Origin of the sequence: Collinsella aerofaciens (genome assembly GCF_009876115.1) — a bacterium.
GTDB lineage: Bacteria > Actinomycetota > Coriobacteriia > Coriobacteriales > Coriobacteriaceae > Collinsella > Collinsella aerofaciens_N.
This window is the reverse complement of the sequence record NZ_WWSY01000010.1, coordinates 1-15,573: the sequence shown is the minus strand read 5'-3', so window position 1 is coordinate 15,573 and position 15,573 is coordinate 1. Positions and strand designations below refer to the sequence as shown.

General features: G+C 60.7%; 13 protein-coding genes. 12 read left to right on the top strand and 1 reads right to left on the bottom strand.

The window, feature by feature from the left end; translation table 11 throughout:
• Positions 1-162: 162 nt before the first annotated feature.
• The 9 genes from GT571_RS06455 (at position 163) to GT571_RS06420 (ending at position 9,015) form a co-directional block, all read left to right on the top strand.
• Positions 163-441, top strand: a complete 279-nt coding sequence (locus tag GT571_RS06455) for a NifU family protein (RefSeq protein ID WP_099432127.1) — start codon at positions 163-165, stop codon at positions 439-441.
• Positions 442-550: 109 nt separating this feature from the next.
• Positions 551-1,372, top strand: coding sequence for a prolipoprotein diacylglyceryl transferase (lgt, locus tag GT571_RS06450; RefSeq protein ID WP_161156147.1), 822 nt, complete (start codon positions 551-553; stop codon positions 1,370-1,372).
• A 144-nt stretch (positions 1,373-1,516) separates the two neighbouring features.
• A complete protein-coding gene (locus tag GT571_RS06445; RefSeq protein ID WP_338400651.1) occupies positions 1,517-3,700 on the top strand; it encodes a DUF6020 family protein in 2,184 nt (727 codons plus the stop codon).
• Positions 3,701-3,864: 164 nt separating this feature from the next.
• Positions 3,865-4,671, top strand: a complete 807-nt coding sequence (locus GT571_RS06440; protein ID WP_006234926.1) for a YebC/PmpR family DNA-binding transcriptional regulator — start codon at positions 3,865-3,867, stop codon at positions 4,669-4,671.
• A 166-nt stretch (positions 4,672-4,837) separates the two neighbouring features.
• Positions 4,838-5,383 carry an Asp23/Gls24 family envelope stress response protein gene (locus GT571_RS10095; RefSeq protein ID WP_240136182.1) on the top strand — a complete coding sequence of 182 codons (546 nt, stop codon included), beginning with the start codon at positions 4,838-4,840 and terminating at the stop codon, positions 5,381-5,383.
• Positions 5,376-5,753: a DUF2273 domain-containing protein gene (locus GT571_RS10090; RefSeq protein WP_338400650.1), complete on the top strand. Its 378-nt coding sequence runs from the start codon at positions 5,376-5,378 to the stop codon at positions 5,751-5,753. The genes GT571_RS10095 and GT571_RS10090 overlap by 8 nt, the downstream gene beginning before the upstream one ends.
• A 44-nt stretch (positions 5,754-5,797) precedes the next feature.
• Positions 5,798-6,313, top strand: a complete 516-nt coding sequence (locus GT571_RS06430) for an Asp23/Gls24 family envelope stress response protein (protein ID WP_055251999.1) — start codon at positions 5,798-5,800, stop codon at positions 6,311-6,313.
• A gap of 206 nt (positions 6,314-6,519) precedes the next feature.
• Entirely contained in the window at positions 6,520-7,542 is a 1,023-nt protein-coding gene (locus tag GT571_RS06425; protein ID WP_082435553.1) for a YitT family protein, read from the top strand.
• Positions 7,543-7,692: 150 nt separating this feature from the next.
• Positions 7,693-9,015: a DUF4013 domain-containing protein gene (locus GT571_RS06420; protein WP_161156145.1), complete on the top strand. Its 1,323-nt coding sequence runs from the start codon at positions 7,693-7,695 to the stop codon at positions 9,013-9,015.
• 140 nt (positions 9,016-9,155) lie between these two features.
• Here GT571_RS06420 and GT571_RS06415 read toward each other — a convergent pair whose 3' ends face one another.
• Positions 9,156-10,619: a M20 family metallopeptidase gene (locus GT571_RS06415; RefSeq protein WP_161156143.1), complete on the bottom strand. Its 1,464-nt coding sequence runs from the start codon at positions 10,617-10,619 to the stop codon at positions 9,156-9,158.
• Positions 10,620-10,781: 162 nt separating this feature from the next.
• Between GT571_RS06415 and GT571_RS06410 the strand changes: the two genes are divergently transcribed.
• The 3 genes from GT571_RS06410 (at position 10,782) to groL (ending at position 15,372) form a co-directional block, all read left to right on the top strand.
• Positions 10,782-12,425, top strand: a complete 1,644-nt coding sequence (locus GT571_RS06410) for an amidohydrolase (protein WP_240136180.1) — start codon at positions 10,782-10,784, stop codon at positions 12,423-12,425.
• Between the two features lie 919 nt (positions 12,426-13,344).
• Complete coding sequence (gene groES / locus GT571_RS06405) at positions 13,345-13,638, top strand: co-chaperone GroES (protein WP_022094351.1); 294 nt, start codon at positions 13,345-13,347, stop codon at positions 13,636-13,638.
• A gap of 96 nt (positions 13,639-13,734) precedes the next feature.
• Positions 13,735-15,372 (top strand): chaperonin GroEL, encoded by a 1,638-nt coding sequence (groL, locus tag GT571_RS06400; protein WP_006234938.1) that lies wholly within the window; start codon positions 13,735-13,737, stop codon positions 15,370-15,372.
• Positions 15,373-15,573 lie beyond the last annotated feature (201 nt).

Sequence of the window (15,573 nt, the reverse complement as noted above, 5' to 3'; positions counted from 1 at the left end):
CGCCAGCTGGCAACAAAAGGCAGCCAAAAGAGCCCCGTCCCAAATTGACTACTCGTGAAAGTCGCGTCTGCGCGCATGGACGGCTCGTGAGCGGGTACACGGCTGTAGTAACATAGCTTCTGTCCGCGGGCGCGCCCGCGTAATTGTGAGAAAGGAGCCCCTGTGGCTGTTAACGAAGAGCTGCTTAAGAAGGTTCTTGAAGAGATTCGCCCCAACCTGCAGGCCGACGGCGGCGATATGGAGTATGTGGGCGTTGACGACGAGGGCGTCGTCAAACTGGAGCTGCAGGGCGCTTGCGCCGGCTGCCCCATGAGCTCGCTGACCCTGTCCATGGGTATCGAGCGCATCCTGAAGGAGCATGTGCCCGGCGTTACCCGTGTCGAGCAGGTCAATGCCTCCGGCGAGACCGACGACCTGTACGACGAGTACGCGCCGTTCTAAGATGCGAAAGCTGCGGACGGCATACTCCGCATAGACGTTACGCCCAAATATGCGGCTGCGAGCGTAAGGCCCGCGGCCGCATTTGTATGTAGGGAGTAGGAGGGTCGACATGCTCAACGACTTCTACCATATGCTTGATCCCGTCGCGATTTCGGCGGGGCCCATCACGATTTACTGGTATGGTCTGGCCTATGTGGTCGGAGCTCTGCTCACGGCGGTCGTTATGTATCGCACGCAGCGTCGCTGGGGCTTTAACATCACGATTGACGACCTGACGAGCGTCGTGGTCGGTGTGGTCTTTGGCCTTATCATCGGCGCCCGCCTGTTCTACGTCATCTTTTACGGCGACGGCTACTACTGGGCACATCCGCTCGAGATCTTTGCCACCAACGAAGGCGGCATGAGCTTCCACGGTGGCCTGGTCGGCGGCATTATCGGCGGCAACATCGTGTGCCGCATGTATAAGCTCGACGCATGGACTTTGGCAGACCTTGCCGTCATAGGCGCGCCGCTGGCCCTGTGCCTGGGCCGTTGTGCCAACTTTGTCAACGGTGAGCTGTGGGGCAAGCCGACCGATCTGCCCTGGGGTGTGGTCTTTGGCGGGACTGCGGGCGATATGCCGCGTCACCCCTCCCAGCTCTACGAGGCATTTCTTGAGGGCATCGTGCTTTTTTGCATTCTGCAGGTGCTCAGCCGCAAAAAGCCGCTGCTGCCCCAGGGCACGTTTATGGGCGTGTTTGTGATGGGTTACGGCATCGTCCGCTTCCTCGTCGAGTTCGTGCGCGTGCCCGACGCCCAGCTTGGCTATCTGCTGGGCGGCGTCATCACGATGGGTCAGCTGCTGAGCCTTCCGCTCGTTATTGCGGGCCTGGCGCTCATCATCTTCGCCCGACACCGCAATCGCCCCCAGCGCATCTACCTCGACGCTTAACCACCACATACGACCACAAAGGGGGCAGGCACCTTTGTGGTGGTTTGCTGGGCAATGATGACAGAACCGTAACGTTTCCCCAGATAAAACCTGCCAAAATAAACCTGTCCCTTTTTGGCAGGTTTCTAGAAAGGCTTTCGGACTGTGAAGGATTCCGATCTCTCCACAACGGCTGCGCGCGACGCGGCCCGCATCGTCTGGTTTAAGCGCTACCCCGCCAAGCAGACGCTCATCGCATTTCTGCTCGCGCTGTTGGCGACCACGGCGTTTTCCATCGATCCCGCCCCGGTGTCGAGCAACGCAGTCTTGGCGATTGACCCCAAAGCCTCGGGCATGCTGTACGTGTGCTACGAGGTGCTCCTCTCGTTTGCCGGCCATACCGACGCGGTCATGCTGCTTGCGCTTGCCTGCCTGCTCACGCTGCCGTTTCGCTACGTGTTCTTTGGCCGTGGCGACACCTGGCGTCCATCGATCATTCTGCCGTCGCTGTTTTTCGCCATCTGCATGGTGTTCGGCCGCAGCTACGACCTCACCGACTCGGCCGAGATTGTTCTTGGCGACAAGGCCCGCATCATCTGCGCCTGGATTGGCGGCGCGGGCTGGATGCTCCTAGCGATCGTGGCCTTCTATCTGGCTTTTGAGTGTCTGGATTGGCTGAGCTCCCGACGCATCCCGTTTTCCGAGGCGCACTTTGGCCGCATATGGCGTGTGGCTCACGCCGTGCTCTCGGTCCATCCCTTTGCCGGGCCCTTCCTGGTGCTTATGATCGCCTGGGCGCCCACGCTCATCGCTTCGCTGCCCGGCCTTTTTATGGGAGATACGGGTGCGCAGATTCGCCAGTGGTTCAACTATCCCAACGGCACGAGCGACTACCTGCGCCTACTCAACCCCAACGTGCTGCTCAACGGGCATCATCCCGTAGTGCACACGGCCATTATCGGCTCGTGCGTTCAACTGGGGCTTTCGCTGTTCAACAGCGCTAACGCGGGCCTCATCATCTATACCTGCGCTCAATTTGTCATCACGGCTGCCTGCATGGCCTATTCCATTTCGTCGCTGCGCAAACTGGGCGTGAGCCTGCCGGTTCGCGGTGCGATCCTGCTGTTCTTTGCGTTTATGCCGATGTTCTCTAACTACGCGGCGTTGCTCACCAAAGACGTGCTCTTTGCCGACGCGTTTTTGGTGCTGCTGGTACAGACCGTCAAGCTCGTGGCATGTGGCTTGCCCCGTCGTGATGCCAATGCCGAGCGTGCGGGCGAACAGAGGCCCGTGCTCTTTGCGCGCCACGACTGGCTGTTGCTTGCGCTGGCTGCCATGGGTTCCACGTTTTTGCGCAATGGCGGTCTGGTCTTTCCGTTGGCGGCCTGCGTGATTGCGGCGGCGTTTTGCGCATGGGATGTACATGTCGCCCGTCGTGCGGCTAAGCAGACGGGCACCGCGGTCTCATGCGCCACGCCGCGCTTCCGCTGGGTTGGCGTCCTCGCGGTGCTCGCACTCTGCCTTGCCTCTAATATGTACTTCACCAAGGTCTTTATGCCGGCGCACGACATCACGCCTGGTTCCAAGCGCGAAATCCTCTCGATTCCGTTTCAACAGACGGCTCGTTTCGTCCAAAAGCACGACGGCCTCAACTCGGGCGTCAACCCCACGGTTAAGGAGGACGGCACCATCGTGGAGGCTCCTTGCGACGGCTTGGTGACCGATGAGGAGCGTGCCGTGATCGATCGCGTGCTCAAGTATGAGAACCTGGGCCGCCGCTACAACCCTGACAAGTCCGATGCCGTCAAGAACTGCTTTAACGAGTACGCCTCGCAGGAGGACATCGATGCCTATTTTGAGGTATGGGCCCAGATGTTTAAGAAGGATCCCGAGTGCTATATTTCGGCGCTTATCAATAACTACTATGGTTATTTTTATCCGAGCGCGCGTGATGCCTGGGTCTACAGCACGGCGCGTAGTGCCGAGATCATGGCGCGCCCCGACAACCTCAAGTATTTCGACTTCCATCCGGTTGACAGCAACGTGGTGCGCTGGTGTGACCACCTGATCAATCTGTACCGTGTGGCGGTGCAGCGCATCCCGTTTATTTCGCTCACTATGAGCTCGGCCACCTATGTGTGGATCATGATCGCTGTGGTGGTCTACCTGCTGCGTCGTCATTCATGGCGTGCGCTGGCGATCTGGGTACCGCTGTTGGGCGTGCTCGCCGTGTGCCTGATTGGTCCGTGCAACGGCTCGACCTACATGCGCTACCTGTATCCTGTCATCGCCTGCATGCCCTTCGCCATCGGCGCCGCCGTCACCCGCAGCGACTTCCTCTGGTCCTAACTTGGTGCATTGTGGCCAGGTTTCTTTGCACCAAAGGGGGCATCATCACGACGCCTTCATTTTGGGGTTTATCTCGCAGGCTAGTAGGTATATCATAACGACGTTTGTTTATATTGCCCGAGCATCTGCGCTGGGCTTTAGGTCGAAACCGATAGGAGACACGTATGTCCGGACACTCTAAGTGGGCCACAACCAAGCATCGTAAGGGCGCGCAGGACGCCAAGCGTTCCGCCCTCTTCTCCAAGCTCAGCCGCAACATCACCGTTGCTGCCCGTCTCGGCGGTGACCCGCTGCCCGAGAACAACGCCAGCCTCGCCGCTGCCGTTGCCAAGGCCAAGGCTCAGTCCATGCCTAAGGACAAGATCAAGTCCGCTATCGACAAGGCTTTTGGTTCGGGTGCTGACGCCGCCGTCTACGAGAACATCGTGTACGAGGGCTACGGTCCTGCCGGTGTCGCCGTCTACGTCGACTGCCTGACCGACAACCGCAACCGCACCGCCGCTGATGTCCGTTCCGCCTTCTCCCACGCTGGTGGCAACCTGGGCACCTCCGGCTCCGTCGCCTTCCAGTTTGAGCGTAAGGGCCAGATCGTCGTCGCCAAGGAGATCCTGGACGAGAACGCCAAGAAGGAGACCATGATCGCCAACGGTGCTGCCGGTGACGAGGATGAGTTCATGATGGCCATCGCCGAGGCCGGTGGCGAGGACTACGAGGATGCCGGCGAGGAGTGGATCGTCTGGACTACTGCCAACGAGGTCATGGCTGTCTCCAAGGCGCTCGAGGAGCAGGGCGTCCAGGTCAAGGGCTCCGAGACCACCATGGTCCCGACCACCCCGACCGAGGTCTCCGGCGCCGACGCCAAGAAGGTTCAGCGCCTCATCGACCGTCTTGAGGAGCTTGACGACGTCCAGGATGTTTACAGCACCATGGACATGACCGACGAGGTCATCGCTGCCCTCGAGGAGGAGTAGCGCTCGCACGGGTTAAGCCGTGCATATCTGGGCATAATGAAGCGAGCATGCAAGCCTCGTGGAATAGATGAGCCGGATCCGCGTGCGTAGAGCACCGGACCCGGCTCTTTTATAATGATGCGAACCGTTCTGCATTTCGAGAGCCGAGATTTGAAGGGAGCGCCGCGTGCGCGTACTCAAACGAGCCCTAGCGATCGTGTATCTTGCCGCCACCATCGTGGCGCTGGGTACGCTTGTCTGCCAGTTTTGGGGGCCGTATACGTATCGCTTTATGCTGCTGATGCGCGACTCCATGCCGCGCATCGTCGTGACGGTGTGCGCCGGCGTCGTGGCGATCGGCGTACTGATAAGCTTCTTCCGCCTGATGTTCGCCCGTCGCGAACCGTCCTGCGTGCATCCGGCGGGGGAGCGCAATATCGAGGTTACCCTTGCGGCGCTTTCTTCGTGCGCCAGGGCTGCTGCCGAGCGTGACGACCGCGTGATGGTCGAGCATGTCGAGGCCCGCGTCCAAGGCTCCGACGATTCGCACGTCCGTTTTAAGGTCGAGGCCATCGCGCTCGATGATAAGGACGTTGCCGCTCTTGCCACCTCGATGCAGCAGCGCATCGAGAAGGCCTGCGACACCATGCTCGGCACGCCGGGTACGACCGCGCGTGTCCGTTTTTTGCCGTCCAAGACTACCGTCCAGACCGTGGAGGTTTCCGGTGAGTGATACCAATCAAGATAAGACCGCTCGTACGCCGCGCCTGACGATTGACCAGAGCGCCACGTCGGCGAGCGAACCTGTTGATTCCAAAGTAGAGGCAACCGAGTTACAAGACGCGGCAGCCGCGGATTTTGACGAGGCTATGGGTCTCATCAAGGGTACGGGCGCTGCCATCTGGAGCTATGCTGTGCGTCATCCCAACACCACGCTCGGTGCCGTCGCTGGCTTTATCCTCGCCGTTTTGGTGCTCACGCTCGGCCTGTGGGATACGCTCGTCATTGCATTCTTCGTGCTGATCGGCGCTGTGATCGGCCAAATTCGCGACGGCGAGAACGGGATCGTCAACTTCTTCGGCCGTCTGTTTAGCGGCCGCTAATATGTATTCGACTGTCGCATCCGCGGCAGGCATAAGGAGGAACCATGGCTTTTAATACGAAGGTCGATGTAGCCGATACCGAGCTCGAGGAGAACGAGGCGGTCGTCGCCGAAGCTGAGGATGTGACGCTCGAGGACGAGGCTCTCGTCGAGGCCGAGTCCGATACGGATGAGGACGACGAGGAAGCAGACGAGTCCGAGGACTCGCTGACCTATTCCAACGGCGTGATCGAGAAGATCGTTGCCATGGCCACTCGCGAGGTTCCGCACGTTCTGGGCATGAAGGGCAACCTCATGCACTTTGTGCAGGAGCAGTTTGGTGCCGAGAATCTGACCAAGGGCGTGACGGTCGAGGTCACCGATGACAATCGCGTGGTCGTCAACATCTCCGTCATCATCGAGTACGGCGCCTATGCGCCCGCGATCTTCGACGATGTTAAGGCACGTGTCACCGAGCGCCTTGCCGCGATGACCGGCCTTGAGGTGGCGGGCGTCAACCTGCGCATCGAGGATGTCATCACCCCCGAGGAGTATGAGCACCGCACCAGCCAGCACGAATAACCTTCCAAAAAGGGACAGGTTTGTTTTGGCAGGTTTTATCTGCGAAAACATTAAACGGCCGACCGCGCAAGCAAAAGCGTGGCCGGCCGTTTTTGTACGCTCCCGATATAGTCATACCGCTCGTCTAACTAAGGGTTGCAATCCCCACGTTCCGCGTTACTCTAATGGGCGCATTGTTTCCAAATTGTTAACGAGGGGTTGCCGTAATGGCCGACGAGCACGAAACAGAAAGCAAGGCATGGGCAATTGAGGCCGCTGCGGCAGAGGCGGCGTCGCGTGCTGCCGAGGAGGTGCATCGTCCTCCCGTAGTGCCGATGGAGCGCGTGGTCGATCGCGATGTTATCGAGCGGGGCGAGCGCGCTGGTCGCAAGCGCAGCCAGGAGCCGGGCTTTCCGCGCTTTTTTGCCGAGCTCAATTTGGGCCTGATCCTCACGGCCTTTGCCATCGTCGCGTTTAAAACCCCTAATCACTTTGCTTTTGGCGGCACCTCGGGCGTGTCGGTCATTCTGTCCACGCTGTTCCCGACCCTGCCCGTCGGCGTCTTTATGTGGATTATCAATGCGGTCCTGGTCGTTCTGGGCTTTATCTTTTTGGAGCGCAAGGCAATCCTGTGGAGTGTCTTTGCCTCGTTTGCGCTGTCCGCCTATGTTTCGCTGTTTGAGCTCTTTATCCCGACCGATGTCTCGATGACGGGCGATATGTGGCTCGACTTGTGCTTTGCCGTGATTCTGCCGGCGCTCGGCAGCGCCATCGTCTTTGATATTGGTGCCTCGACGGGCGGCACGGACATCCTCGCCATGATTCTCAAACGCCGCACGACGCTTGAGATCGGCCGTGCGCTGCTGCTGGTCGATATCGGCATCGTGACCATCGCGGCCTTCTTGTACGGCCCGCGCGTCGGTCTGTATTGCGTGCTCGGCCTGTTTGCCAAGACGCTTGTGGTCGACAAAGCCATCGAGAGCATCCACCTGCGCAAAGTCTGCACGGTCATTTGCTCCGAGCCCCTTAAGGTCGAGGAGTTTATCGTCAAGCATCTCAACCGTACGGCGACTATCAGCCGCGGCTACGGTGCTTTCTCGGGCAAGTGCGTGACGGTGATCATGAGCGTGCTGAGTCGTCGCGAGGCCGTGCAGCTGCGTCGCTACGCTCGCGAGATCGATCCGGGTGCCTTTATCACGATCGTCGACAGCTCCGAGATCGTCGGCAAGGGTTTCCGCGGAACGAACTAACGCGGTCGAGCTTATCAAACAATCGAATAGCGCCCTGCGCATTGCAAATGCGTCATGTTGGAGTATTTGTCCCCACATTGGGTGATAATGATGCCAAAGACATCGTTTGCGATCCAGATGATTCGCTCAAGATACGAAGGGATGATCTCGATGTTCTGTTCGCAGTGTGGTGCCCCCATGGGCGACAACGATAAGTTCTGCGGTGCGTGTGGTGCCCCCAATGCCGGTGCCGCAGCCTCTGCCCCTCAGGGTCAGCCCCAGCAGTTTGTTCCGCAACCGCCCGTGGCGAATGCGTCCAAGGGCTGTGTGGCTCAGGCGTTTGAGGACATGACCAAGACGCCGGGCGTGCTGCAGCGCGTGTGCCAGATCGCCTTTTTGCCGGCGCTCATCTGTGTCGTGTCAGTGCTCGTGCTGTTCATTCCCGTTATCGGCGGTATCGCGGCTGCCATCGGCTTTTTGGCAGCTTGCATTGCGAGCGTGTGTGGTTCCGGCTTTGGTATTGAGTGGGGTCGCGATCTGTCGCTCAAGGTTGATGACGGTATGGATCGTCCACTCATGCGTTCCACGTCGTTTGGCCTCGGAGTCTTTTCGAGCGTTATCTCGGTCGTGCTCGAGGTTATCGCTGCCATTCCCGTTATCGGTGTAGTGCTTTCGCTGGTGGAGAGCGTGGTAATTGGCGCCGCGGGCTCGTATTCGTATTACGGCTCTTATGCACTCGAGGCAGCGCTGTTCGGCTCGCTTGGCCTGCTTGTCCTGGCTATGATTGCCACGGCGGTCTTGGGGGTCTTCTTTAAGATGTTCGCCGACATTGCCGTGATGCACTTTGCGGTGACCGGTCGTGTCGAGAGCGCGTTTTCGCTCGATAAGGTCTGGGCGGCCTTTAAGCACAACAAGACCAAACTGTTCTGCGCTTCGTTCCTTCCCGAGTTTTTGACGGGCCTGGTCGCCAACGTTGTCACCTGGATCCTGACGTTCGTCTTTGGCACCATTGCCTCTGTCGGTATGTATAGCTACTACTACCGTCCTACGGCTATTGAGGCGCTTGTTACCGGCGGTGGCATCACGCTCGTATTGTTCTTGGTGCTGACGGCGTTTGTCACGGTATTCCTCACGGTCTTTGGCAAGATGCTCAAGCACCGTGCCGTTGGCTATTGGGTTGCACGCTACGCAAGCGAGTGGGCCGACGAGGACAAGGACGACGTCCTGACTTTTGTGCTGCCGTTTGAGAAGAAGTCTGCTCCGGCTGGTTTTAGCGCCGACGCAGCGCCCGTATCCGATTCCGCTGCGGCGCCGGCGCCTGCGCCCGAGCCCGAGCCCGCGCCCGTGCCTGAGCCTGAGCCTGAGCCTGAGCCTGAGCCTGAGCCCACGCCCGTGCCTGAGCCCGAGCCCGCGCCCATGCCGGAACCGGAGCCCGAGCCTGCGCCTGAGCCCGAGCCTGCGCCAAGCTCCGACGAGGACCCGCAGGACGAGTAACCCTGCCACCTGCCATTTGGGGATGGGGTAGAAACGGTAGAAATAGCGCTTGACAAATAAGCGGGGGCGGACGTGCCGAAGCGTCCGCCCCCGCTTTGATATCGCGATGCGGCTATGACTGCGAGATGGTCGTGGATCGACTACTCGTCGTGCTTCTCCTCGCGGCGAGCGGCGGCACGTGCATCGTGGATGCCCTTGATTGCGGCGTGTCGGGCGGTGCGGGCATCGTGCATGGCGTCGCGGGCCTCGGCGGCCGTGGCCTTGGCAGAGCGCAGTTTGGCTGCCAGGTCGGGATTGGTCTCGGCGACCGCGGCAATCGTGGGGCCGTCGAGCTCCTCTTGCGTGGGCTCGGCCAAAAAGTCGATGGCATATTGGGCGGCCACCATGGAGCCCTTTGCCAGCACAGTCTCGTCGATCTTGTAGAAGCAGGAATGTTGGGCGTACGTGGCGCCAATCTTGGGGTTGCGCGTACCTACAAAGGCGAGCACGCCCGGTACGCGGCGCAGGTACTCCGAAAAATCCTCGCCCGAAAGCGTGCCGCGGTAATGACCTTGACCGGTGGGGCCCAGGCATTTGATTACTGCCTGGCGGCAGCGCTCGCTCGAGGCGGCATCGTTTTCGACCTTGTAATTGGCGATGGTGTAGTCGGTGAGCTTTGCCTCGGCGCCCAAGGCGGCCGCGGTATGCTCCACGATGCGACGCATAAGCTCCGGCATTTCCTCGTGGGTCGAATCGCCGTAGGTGCGCACCGTGCCGGCGAGGTAGGCCGTGCCGGCGATAACGTTGCGCGCGGTTCCGCCGTGCAGCTCGCCGACGGTAATGACGGCCGGCTCGTAGGGGCTGATCTCGCGCGAAACGATGGTCTGCAGAGCGTTGACGATCTCGGCGGCAACCATAACGGCGTCGTGACCGCGCTGGGGCATGGCGCCGTGGCACGAGGTGCCGCGGACGTCGATGCGGAACCAGTCGGTATTGGCCATGCGCGGTCCGGGCTCGCAGCTCACGGTGCCGGCGTCGACCTCACTCCAGATGTGCGCGGCGTAGGCGCCATCGACGCCGTCGAGCACGCCCGTGCCGATCATGAGCTTGGCGCCCTGGCCGTTTTCCTCGCTGGGCTGGAAGACGATGCGGACTTCGCCGTGGATGTCGTCGGTCATATGGCGCAGGATTTGCAGCGTGCCGAGCATCATGGCGATGTGGCAGTCGTGGCCGCAGGCGTGCATGCAGCCCTCGTTGACGCTGGCGAAATCCTCGCCGGTCTGCTCGGTGACGGGCAGGGCGTCGATGTCGGCGCGCAGCAGGATGCGGCGGCGCGGCGTGCCGTCCTCGCGATAGGCGTCGGGCGCGGTGCCGCGAAGGGTCGCCACAAGACCCGTCTTAAGGGGACGCTCGTAGGGGATATTCATGGCGTCGAGCTGGTTGGCGATGTCAGAAGTCGTGCGCTCCTCGGCGAGACTTAGCTCCGGGTGCTTATGGAAGTGGCGGCGCTGCTTGATGATGTAGGGTTCAAACTCGGTAGCGATATCTTGGATGGCTGCGGTGACGTCGTCAGCCGCGCGAGCCTCGGTCGCCGCCATAATCTGCTGTGCCTTGGTCTTCGTCATGGTCGATTTGCTCCTTGCTGGGTTGATCGCAAAATCGTACAGGCTCTCTCCAGTATGCCACCTGCCGCTAGGGCTGGTAAAGTTGCCGTTTGCCGCTTGGGGTTTTGTTACAAGGGCGGGGGAGTACACTCGGGGGTGTTGAATTTCCTGCCAGAGATGGGGATGCCCATGCAACATATCGATCGGATTATCCGCTCCAAGAACGTCTTTACCGCGCAAGACGGCATCGATACCGCCCGCGAGCTGGCGATTGCCATCGCAGGCGACCGTATCGTCGCAGTCGGTGCGCCCGATGACGTGATTGCCGCCGCGCCTGCCGCCACGCCGGTTATCGACTACGGCGAGCAGTTTGTCTGCCCAGGTTTCCATGACGCTCATCTGCACTTCTTCCATACCTCGGTCGGCTCCTCGCCGTACATGCTCATGGATATGGGCACGTCCGAGGCGGCGCTGGTGCAACATGCGCTCGAGTTTTCCAAGGACCTGCCCGATGACGCTTGGGTTGTGACGCAGGGCTGGCGCGACTACCGTTGGGACCCGCCCGAGCATCCTACCAAGGCGTCGCTCGATGCGGCATTCCCCGATCGTCCCTGCGTTATGTATTCGGGCGACGGGCATACGCTTTGGCTCAACAGCCGCGCGCTCGAGGCACTCGGCGTGACGCGTGACAGCGAGCCGCCGGCGGGTGGCAGCTACGACAAAGATGCAAATGGCGAGCTCACGGGTATTGCTCATGAGGCTGCGGCCATGCAGCTGCTGCCGCGCTGTCTTGAGTGGCTGGGGGAGGACCGTATCGCGAGCGCGTATGCCGACCAAATGAAACGCATGGCCGAGCAAGGCATTACCTCGATTTGCGACATGTCGCTCATGCCCATGCCGGGCTGCGATTTTATCCGCGACGACGTCTACGACAAACTGCAGGCAGCCGGCAAGTTGGGCATCCGCGCCCATCTCTTTCCCACGCTGCTGGATGACCAATCGCGCTTAGAAGAACTGCAGACCCGCTACGCGAACAACGCGCTGCTCTCGGCGCCTGGTTTTAAGCAGTTCTTCGACGGCGTGTCGAGCGAGCATACGGCCTATCTTACTGAGCCCTATACCAACCCGCGCTTCCCGGGCGATCAAGGTCGCCTGACGGTTCCTGCCGAGCGTATGCGCAAGCTGGTCCTCGCTGCCGCGGAGCGCGGTCACACCGTGCGCATCCACGTCATCGGCGACGGTGCGATTCATGCCGCGCTGGATATCTTCGAGGAGGCCGCCGACCTGTACGGCCTGCCCCAGCACGGCCATAACACACTCGAGCATCTGGAGAACCTCCTGCCCGAGGACATCGACCGCCTGCGCAAGCTCAACGTGGTCGCCTCGAGCCAGCCCTGCCACATCACGCTCGATCCGGGTGGCCCAGAGCGCGACCTTGGCCTGGAGCGAAGCCGAATCATGTGGCCGTTCGCAACCTATAAGCAGCGCGGTATCCGTCAAGCTTTCGGTACCGACAGCCCCATCACGGCCGTTACCAGCATGAACGTGCTCTACACGGCTATCACGCGCCAAGATCCCCGCAGCCACTGGCCCGAGGGCGGCTGGCTGCCGAGCGAGCGTATCGACGCGGCAACGGCCCTGCGCAGCTACACGCTTGGCAGCGCGTACGCAGCGGGCGACGAGCAAAACCTCGGCAGCCTAGAGCCCGGCAAATACGCCGACCTGGTAGTCCTGGACCAAAACCCGCTCACCATCGACCCCCAAGAGCTGCAAGCCACCAAGGTTCAGGCCACCTACCTGGCGGGCAACTTAATCTACGAGCGCTAATATTCATGCCGTACCGTTAAACGCGGCTCGGGCAGCATATTTTGGGATGGCGCTCGAGCCGCGTTTGTTTGCCGATGGGGGTTCGTTAGGAGCGTCCCCTCTCTGCTGGATTTGGGCGCAGGGTGGAAGCGCTGCTGCTCCGCGCGCTCAATTGGGACATCAGCGATGCTTTCTCTTAGCGTTTTGCATACTTCCAGTTGCAGATTGCAAAAAAAGTTGAGATGTTCTTTCCGGTCCTGATGTACCCCCGCCTGGGCCGTGCAAAAAATGGAGTATTCAGCACCGTGAGCTCTGCCGGTGCCGCTGCAGTCGGGTGGCATTGCGGAGATCGACGTCATTTTGGGGTCCGGTGCGGCGCGAGGCACGCTTTTTTGTCCTGACGGGGTTTGCCCGTCGACCAAATCGCCGGTCAAAGGCGTTCTTGGGACCAATATGGTGTGTCCGGCGCGTATGCAGCCGTCCTGGCTTGCTGAAAACTCCCAAAAATGCACGCTGCTCCCCAGGGGACCCGTGCGCGCAGCGAAAACCATGCCCACATTCCTATCCGCATCGCCATTTTGCTGCACTGACTTTTCTGAATGCCGGGACCGAATTAGTTAACCTGGCTCCCGTGTGGCTCCGGAGGGGCGGGGCATAAGGTTTATCGTGAGTTCCGCACGAGCCGAAGGCCACTTAATGTGGCCTTCGTGCGAGCAGGACTGCCCGAGCAGGAAACCTTATGCCCCGCCCCTCCGGAGCCACACGGAAGCCACCGCTAAGTTATCCCCCGGTATTCAGAAAATCTAAGTGCCAAAAAATAAGATTTTTTGACTCCGTGTTGTATAACCCGCCATTCGTGGGTACCATTCAACGCGTACGCAAACAAAAAAGGGTTAATTCGCGCGGCATAACCGCGCGGCCCAAAAAGGAGGAGACAAGCATGTCGTCTTTGAAGCCGCTTGCAGATCGTGTTCTGGTCAAGCCCGACGAGGCCGAGCAGAAGACCGCTTCTGGTCTGTATATCGCCAGCAACGCTCAGGAGAAGCCGCAGCGTGGCACCATCGTTGCCGTTGGCGCCGGCAAGGTCAACGACAAGGGTGAGCGCATCCCCATGGACGTCAAGGTCGGCGACGTTGTCATCTACGGTAAGTTCGGTGGCAACGAGGTCAAGGTCGACGGCGAGAAGTATCTGCTGATGCGCGCCGACGACATCTACGCCGTCGTCGAGGCCTAGTCTCGTCAGAATCTCTGATTCGTCTTTGAACGCGATCGTCGCATAGGACTCGGAAGCGGCGACGCGAGTCACATTTCTTTTGGAGGATTACCTACCATGGCAAAGAACATTACGTTCAACACCGATGCCCGCGCTAAGCTTGCCAAGGGCGTCAACACTCTGGCCGACGCCGTTACCGTCACCATGGGCCCCAAGGGTCGCTACGTTGCGCTGCAGCGCACGTTCGGTGCTCCGACCATCACCAACGACGGCGTTTCTGTCGCCAAGGAGATCGAGCTCGAGGACAACATCGAGAACATGGGCGCTCAGCTGGTGAAGGAGGTCGCCACCAAGACCAACGACACCGTGGGTGACGGCACCACCACCGCAACCCTGCTCGCTCAAGCCATCGTCAACGACGGTCTGCGCAACGTCGCCGCTGGCGCCAACCCGCTGGCCATCCGTCGCGGCATCGACAAGGCCGTCAACGCCGCCGTCGCCGAGATGAAGAAGCAGGCCAAGCCGGTCGAGACCAAGGAGCAGATTGCTTCCGTCGGTACCATCTCCGCCGGTGACCCCGAGGTCGGCGAGAAGATCGCCGAGGCCATGGAGGTCGTGGGCAAGGACGGCGTCATCACCGTCGAGGATTCCCAGACGTTCGACATCACCATCGACACCGTCGAGGGCATGCAGTTCGACAAGGGCTATGTCTCCGCTTACTTCGTCACGGATAACGACCGCATGGAGGCCGTGATGAAGGATCCGTACATCCTCATCACCGACCAGAAGATCTCCAGCGTCCAGGACATCATGCCTGTTCTCGAGGCTGTCCAGCGCGCTGGCCGTGGCCTGCTCATCATCGCTGAGGACATCGATGGCGAGGCTCTGCCGACCCTCGTCCTCAACAAGATCCGTGGCGCCCTCAACGTCTGCGCCGTCAAGGCCCCGGGCTACGGCGATCGCCGCAAGCGCATCCTGGAGGACATCGCCGTCCTCACCGGTGGCCAGGCTGCTCTGGACGAGCTGGGCGTGAAGGTCGCTGACATCACCGCTGATATGCTCGGTACCGCTAAGTCCGTCACCATCTCCAAGGACAACACCGTCGTCGTCGGCGGCGCTGGCTCCAAGGAGGCCATCGACGCCCGCATCGCTCAGATCAAGGGCGAGATGGAGAACACCACCTCTGACTTCGACCGTGAGAAGCTCCAGGAGCGCCTGGCCAAGCTCTCCGGTGGCGTTGCCGTCATCAAGGTCGGCGCTGCTACCGAGTCCGAGCTCAAGGAGATCAAGCACCGCGTTGAGGATGCCCTGCAGGCTACCCGCGCTGCTGTCGAGGAGGGCATCGTCGCCGGCGGTGGCGTCGCCTTCATGGACGCTGCTCCTGCGCTCGATGCTGTCGAGATCGACGACCCCGAGGAGAAGATCGGCGTCGATATCGTCAAGAAGGCTCTGACCGCTCCGGTTGCTACCATCGCCAAGAACGCTGGCTTTGAGGGCGCCGTCGTGGTCGACAAGGTTGCCGAGCTGCCCGCCGGCCAGGGTCTCAACTCCGCCAACGGCGAGTGGGGCGACATGATCGAGATGGGCGTCCTCGACCCCGTCAAGGTCAGCCGCGTCACCCTGCAGAACGCTGCTTCCGTTGCCAGCCTGATTCTCATTACCGAGGCTACCGTCTCCGATGTGCCCAAGAACACTCAGCTTGAGGACGCTATCGCTGCTGCCACCGCTGGTCAGCAGGGCGGCGGTATGTACTAAGGCCGACAAGGTCTAGAACTCCCACCGGGAATCCGGGGGCGTGACGGGGGCTTCTCTCCGGAACGTCCTCGGACATGCAAAGAGGCTCCGCTGCGCGCTTCGCGCTGCGGAGCCTCTCTGCGTCCTGACGCTCCTATTTGGCAAGGTGTTTTTTAGAATCCATTTTGCGCTCGGCCTCGAAGGCCCGCCTGTCCCAATCGA